Here is a 4,666-nt window from a genome sequence, read left to right on the forward strand (position 1 = left end):
CTGTTCGACCAGTTCCGGGTCGTTCTCCGGGGGCTGGTCCATGGCCGAAGCGCCCATTGCAAACACCAGCCGGGTGATCGCCATCGACACCAGCTCCGGCTTGTACAGCACCGCGCCATCCAGTGCGGCCAGGCGCACCAGATCGTGCTGCAGTTCTTCTTCGAAGTAGTGCAGTTCGCGTTCGACCGCGTGCTTGAAATCATCCGAGCCGACCGCGCCTTCGCGCAACAGCACGTGCAGCAGCTTGTCGTCGGCGCGCAGCTGTTCCATGAAGGTTTCCACCGACACGCGCACCACGCTGGTGGCGCTGGACGTAGCGCGCTGGCGGGCCTCGCCGATGATGGTGCGCAGTGAGCGCCCCGCCACGTCGATCAGGGCGACGGCCAGTTCGTCCATGTCGCGGAACTGGCGGTAGAAGCTGTTGGGTGCGATGCCAGCCTCGCGCGCGACTTCGCGCAGGCTGAGGGTGGACAGGCTGCGATGCGGGCCGATCAGTTTCAACGCGGCGGCCAACAGATCCTCGCGGCTCACCGTACGGCGGGCCGGGCTGTTGGCATCTTCAGGCGGAGACAGAACGGTGGCGGCGGCCATGGTACTTCCGGAGGGGCAAGGCTGAATCATACCCAATCCGGTGCAATATACACATGTATACACAGCTGTGTGTGCGGCCGTATAGTGCGCCCATGAGCGCTGTCGTCCGACCTTCCCTGCTTTCTCCGTACCGCTGGCTGTCGCCGTCGCTGTTCGACTTCTGGGCGGGCCAGCTGAATCCGTTGTGGACCCTGCGTGAGCCGATGGCCCGCCTGGTACGGCGCGAGCCGGCCGGCGAGGGCGCCGCGACCCTGGTCCTGCGCTGCAACCGGCACTGGGCCGGGATGCGCGCCGGCCAGCACGTCACCCTCGGCGTTGAGCTTGAGGGGCGTGTATTGCGCCGCAGCTACAGCCCGACCCGCCTGGGCCGCCGCGAGCTGGCCATTACCGTCAAGGCGGTGGAAGGCGGCAAGGTCAGCCAGCATCTGGTCGCACATGCCAAGCCGGGCGACCTGTTCCGGCTGGACGCGGCCTTTGGTGATTTCCATATGCCTGCCGCCGCGCCGGTATTGCTGCTGGCTGCTGGTAGTGGCATCACGCCCATGCGCAGCCTGCTGCGCGACGCCTGCCAGCGCCCGCTGGCTGCGCCGGTCGACCTGTTCTACTGGGAGCGGAGCGCAGCGGCGTTCCAGTTCCGCGATGAACTGCTGGCGCTGGCTGCGGCGCATCCGAACCTGCGCGTGCACCTGCTGGCCACCCGCGAAGGCGACGTGCCGGCTGCGCGTATCGACAGCCACACGCTGGCCGTGGCCGGTGACGACACCCCGCTGGCGCAGCGCCATGTACTGGCCTGCGGCCCGGACGGTTTCGTTGCCGCCGCGCGCACGCGGCTGGCCCAGCAGGTGGCCGGTTTCCAGGCGGAAGCCTTTACCCCACCGGCCGCACTCAGTGATGCCGACAGCCTGGGCGAGGTCGCATTGACCCTGGCCCGCAGCGGCCGGCGGCTGATCGTGCCGCGTGGCCGCTCGCTGCTGGAAAGCCTGGAGGCGCAGGGCATCGCGCCCAAGCACGGCTGCCGTATGGGCATCTGCAACAGCTGCACCTGTGAACGCGTCAGTGGCACCACCCGCCATCTGCGCACCGGCGACACCCAGTCCGAAACGGCCGTGCCGGTGCGGATCTGCGTGAGCGCGCCGACCACCGACCTGACCCTGGATCTCTGAGGACCCCGCTGCCATGACCCGCGCTACCGACCGTGCCCTGAGCCCTGCCGAGATGCAGACGTTTGGTGAGGAACTCGATGCGATCCGCGACCGTGTGATCGGCAGCCTCGGCGCGTCCGACACCCGCTACATCCGCCGCGTCGCAGCGGCTGTGCGCTGGTCCGGCGTGCTTGGCCGCAGCCTGCTGTTCCTTGGCGCGTTCTCGCCCTTGTTCTGGGCGCCGCTGCTGTGGCCGGCCTGCATCGCCGGCACCCTGCTGCTGGCGCTGGCCAAGATCCTGGAAAACATGGAGCTGGGCCACAACGTCATGCATGGCCAGTACGACTGGACCGGCGACCCCAAGCTCAACGGCAACACCTACGAATGGGACATCGTTGCCACCGCCGACAACTGGCGCAAGACCCATAATTTCCGCCACCACACCTACACCAACGTGCGTGGCATGGACGATGACATCGGCTATGGCCTGCTGCGCATCTTCCCGGAACAGCGCTGGAAGCCGTTCTACCTGCTGCAGCCGATCATCGCACCGATCTTCGCGCTGCTGTTCCAGTGGGGCGTGGCTGCGCAGGATCTGCGCCTGGGCCGCTGGTTCAAGGGCCGCATCAGCAGCCGCGCGATGTGGCTGCAGACCCGTCCGGTGGCACGCAAGATGATCCGCCAGGTGCTGAAGGACTACGTGTTCTTCCCGCTGCTGGCCGGTCCGTTCTTCCTGCCAGTGTTGCTGGGCAACATGGTGGCCAACGGCCTGCGCAACATCTGGACCTACGTGATCATCTTCTGTGGACACTTCACCGCCGAATCGGAAACGTTCCCGAAGGAGTGTCTGCGCAATGAATCGCGCGGCCACTGGTACCTGCGCCAGCTGCGCGGTTCGTCCAACATCAGCGGCGGTTTCGTGATCAACGTGCTGTCGGGCAACCTCAGCCACCAGATCGAGCACCACTTCTATCCGGATCTGCCGGCCAACCGCTATGCGGCGATCGCCAAGGAAGTGAAGGACATCTGCCGTCGTTACGGCCAGCACTACAACAACGGCTCGCTGCCGCGGCAGTTCACCCAGGTGGTCTGGCGCATCCTGCGCCACGCGTTCCCGAGCAAGCCGCGCCGCCTGCCTATGCCGGACATCATGCCGGCACCGGCGTCGGCCAACGCCGGCTGATTGTTCAGCCGGCCTTCGCCAACAGCGCAGGCGACTCTCGGTCCAGCCTGCGCAGGAACACCTGCATCTCCTTGCGGGCCTGCTGGTCGCCCTTGCTGCCGGCCACGCTGAGCCCGCGCTGCCACGCTTCGCGCGCCGCCTGTGGCTGGCCACCGGCCAGCCATGCCTTGCCCAGCAGCTTCCACGCCGCCGAATAATCCGGGTCCAGCACCACGCAGCGGCCCAGGTGGGTGGCTGCGCGCACCGGATCGCCGGCGTCCAGCCAGCTTTTGCCCAGGCCGAAGCGCAGCAGCGCGCTGTCCTTGCCGGCGGCGAGCATCTTTTCCAGCGTTTCGATGTCCATCAGCGCACCTCCACCAGGGTTTCCACCGGCCCCGCCTGGAAGCGTCCACGATGGAACAGCAGCGGTGCGCCGCCTTCTTCCTGCACATCGACGATGCGCCCGGCCAGCAGCAGGTGATCGCCGACCGGCCACTGCGCGTGGCGGGTGCAGGTGAGGTGGACGACGGCACCGGCGATCCGCGGTGGTGCGTCCTCGCCGTCGTCCAGCAACGGCACGTCGGCGAATCGATGGCGCACCTGCGGGTCGGCGAAACGGCGCGCCAGGGCTTCCTGTCCGGCGCCGAGCACGCTGATCGCGAACCGGGTGGCGCGCTGGAACGTGGACAGGCTCTGCGCATGCAGGGCCAGGTTCCACAGCACCAGTGGCGGCTGCAGCGAGATCGGCACGAACGAATTTATGGTCAGGCCCTGCGGCTTTCCCTGTGCATCACGGGCGCAGACGATCGCCACACCGGTAGGGAAATGGCCGAGCAACCGCCGCAGCGCACGCGGCGGCAGGCTGACCGACGGCACCGGTGCCGGAGCGGGGAAGACCCCTGCCCACGGCCCGGCGTATGCACCGGAGTCCGCGTTCATGCGGCCCTGGCCTGGCGGTAGCGCCGGCCGACTTCGGCCCAGTTGATGAGGTTGAAGAACGCGCCGATGTAGTCCGGGCGACGGTTCTGGTAATGCAGGTAGTAGGCGTGCTCCCAGACGTCCAGGGCAAGGATCGGGGTATTGCCGGAGGCGCCAGCCGCTGCGCCCATCAGGGGGCTGTCCTGGTTGGCGCTGCTTTCGACCTGCAGGCGGCCGTCGCGATCGACGGTCAACCACGCCCAGCCACTGCCGAAGCGGGTCTGCGCGGCCTTGCTGAATGTCTCCTTGAAGGCGTCGTAGCCGCCAAGGTCGCGATCGATGGCGGCGGCAAGCTCGTCATCGGCGGTGCCGCCAGTGGCGCTGAGCACGGTCCAGAACAGACTGTGGTTGGCGTGGCCGCCGCCGTTATTGCGCACTGCGCCGCGGATCGATTCGGGCAGGGCATCCAGATCGGCGATCAGGGTCTCCACCGGCTGCGCCGGCAGACCCGCCTGTTCCAGCGCGGCATTGAGGTTGTTGACGTAGGTCTGGTGGTGCTTGCTGTGGTGGAATTCCATCGTGCGCGCATCGAAGTGCGGTTCGAGGGCGTCGTAGGCATAGGGGAGGGCGGGAAGCGAGTACGACATCGAGACAGTCTCCGTGGGGAAGGCCAGGGGTGTGGCCGTGGGGAGACTGTTATCGCACCTCAACATTGGTTGAGGTCAAGCGAGCAGCCGCTTTTCGAACCCTCACCGGCGTGGTGATGCGCCGCCCGCGCCCGCAGGAAATTGTCCGGTGGCGGCGGGAGGGGTTGGCCGGAACCGTTGGCGCCATGGATGGCGCCATCGAGCTC

General features: G+C 67.4%; 6 protein-coding genes. 2 read left to right on the top strand and 4 right to left on the bottom strand.

Going from position 1 to position 4,666, the window contains the following annotated elements; all coding sequences use genetic code 11:
• A partial coding sequence (fabR, locus tag DBR20_RS03000) for an HTH-type transcriptional repressor FabR (RefSeq protein WP_108265139.1) occupies positions 1-591 on the bottom strand: 591 nt, incomplete at its 3' end.
• Between the two features lie 53 nt (positions 592-644).
• On the opposite strand from fabR, the gene DBR20_RS03005 reads away from it, so the two are divergent.
• Positions 645-1,754, top strand: coding sequence for a ferredoxin reductase (locus DBR20_RS03005; RefSeq protein WP_108265140.1), 1,110 nt, complete (start codon positions 645-647; stop codon positions 1,752-1,754).
• Between the two features lie 13 nt (positions 1,755-1,767).
• The gene (locus tag DBR20_RS03010) at positions 1,768-2,916 is read left to right on the top strand and encodes an acyl-CoA desaturase (protein ID WP_100552731.1); all 1,149 of its coding nucleotides are present in this window, start codon (positions 1,768-1,770) and stop codon (positions 2,914-2,916) included.
• Between the two features lie 4 nt (positions 2,917-2,920).
• Here the strand turns inward: DBR20_RS03010 and DBR20_RS03015 are convergent, their stop codons facing one another.
• From DBR20_RS03015 to DBR20_RS03025, 3 genes are read right to left on the bottom strand one after another with little or no spacing between them, the layout of a single operon-like run.
• Positions 2,921-3,259, bottom strand: a complete 339-nt coding sequence (locus tag DBR20_RS03015; RefSeq protein ID WP_100465627.1) for a tetratricopeptide repeat protein — start codon at positions 3,257-3,259, stop codon at positions 2,921-2,923.
• Positions 3,259-3,834: a flavin reductase family protein gene (locus DBR20_RS03020; protein ID WP_089235887.1), complete on the bottom strand. Its 576-nt coding sequence runs from the start codon at positions 3,832-3,834 to the stop codon at positions 3,259-3,261. Before DBR20_RS03020 ends, DBR20_RS03015 begins: the two co-directional genes overlap by 1 nt.
• Positions 3,831-4,460, bottom strand: a complete 630-nt coding sequence (locus DBR20_RS03025; protein WP_108265141.1) for a superoxide dismutase — start codon at positions 4,458-4,460, stop codon at positions 3,831-3,833. The genes DBR20_RS03020 and DBR20_RS03025 overlap by 4 nt, the downstream gene beginning before the upstream one ends.
• Positions 4,461-4,666: the final 206 nt, after the last annotated feature.

This window comes from Stenotrophomonas sp. HMWF023 (genome assembly GCF_003060985.1).
Classification (GTDB): domain Bacteria; phylum Pseudomonadota; class Gammaproteobacteria; order Xanthomonadales; family Xanthomonadaceae; genus Stenotrophomonas; species Stenotrophomonas lactitubi.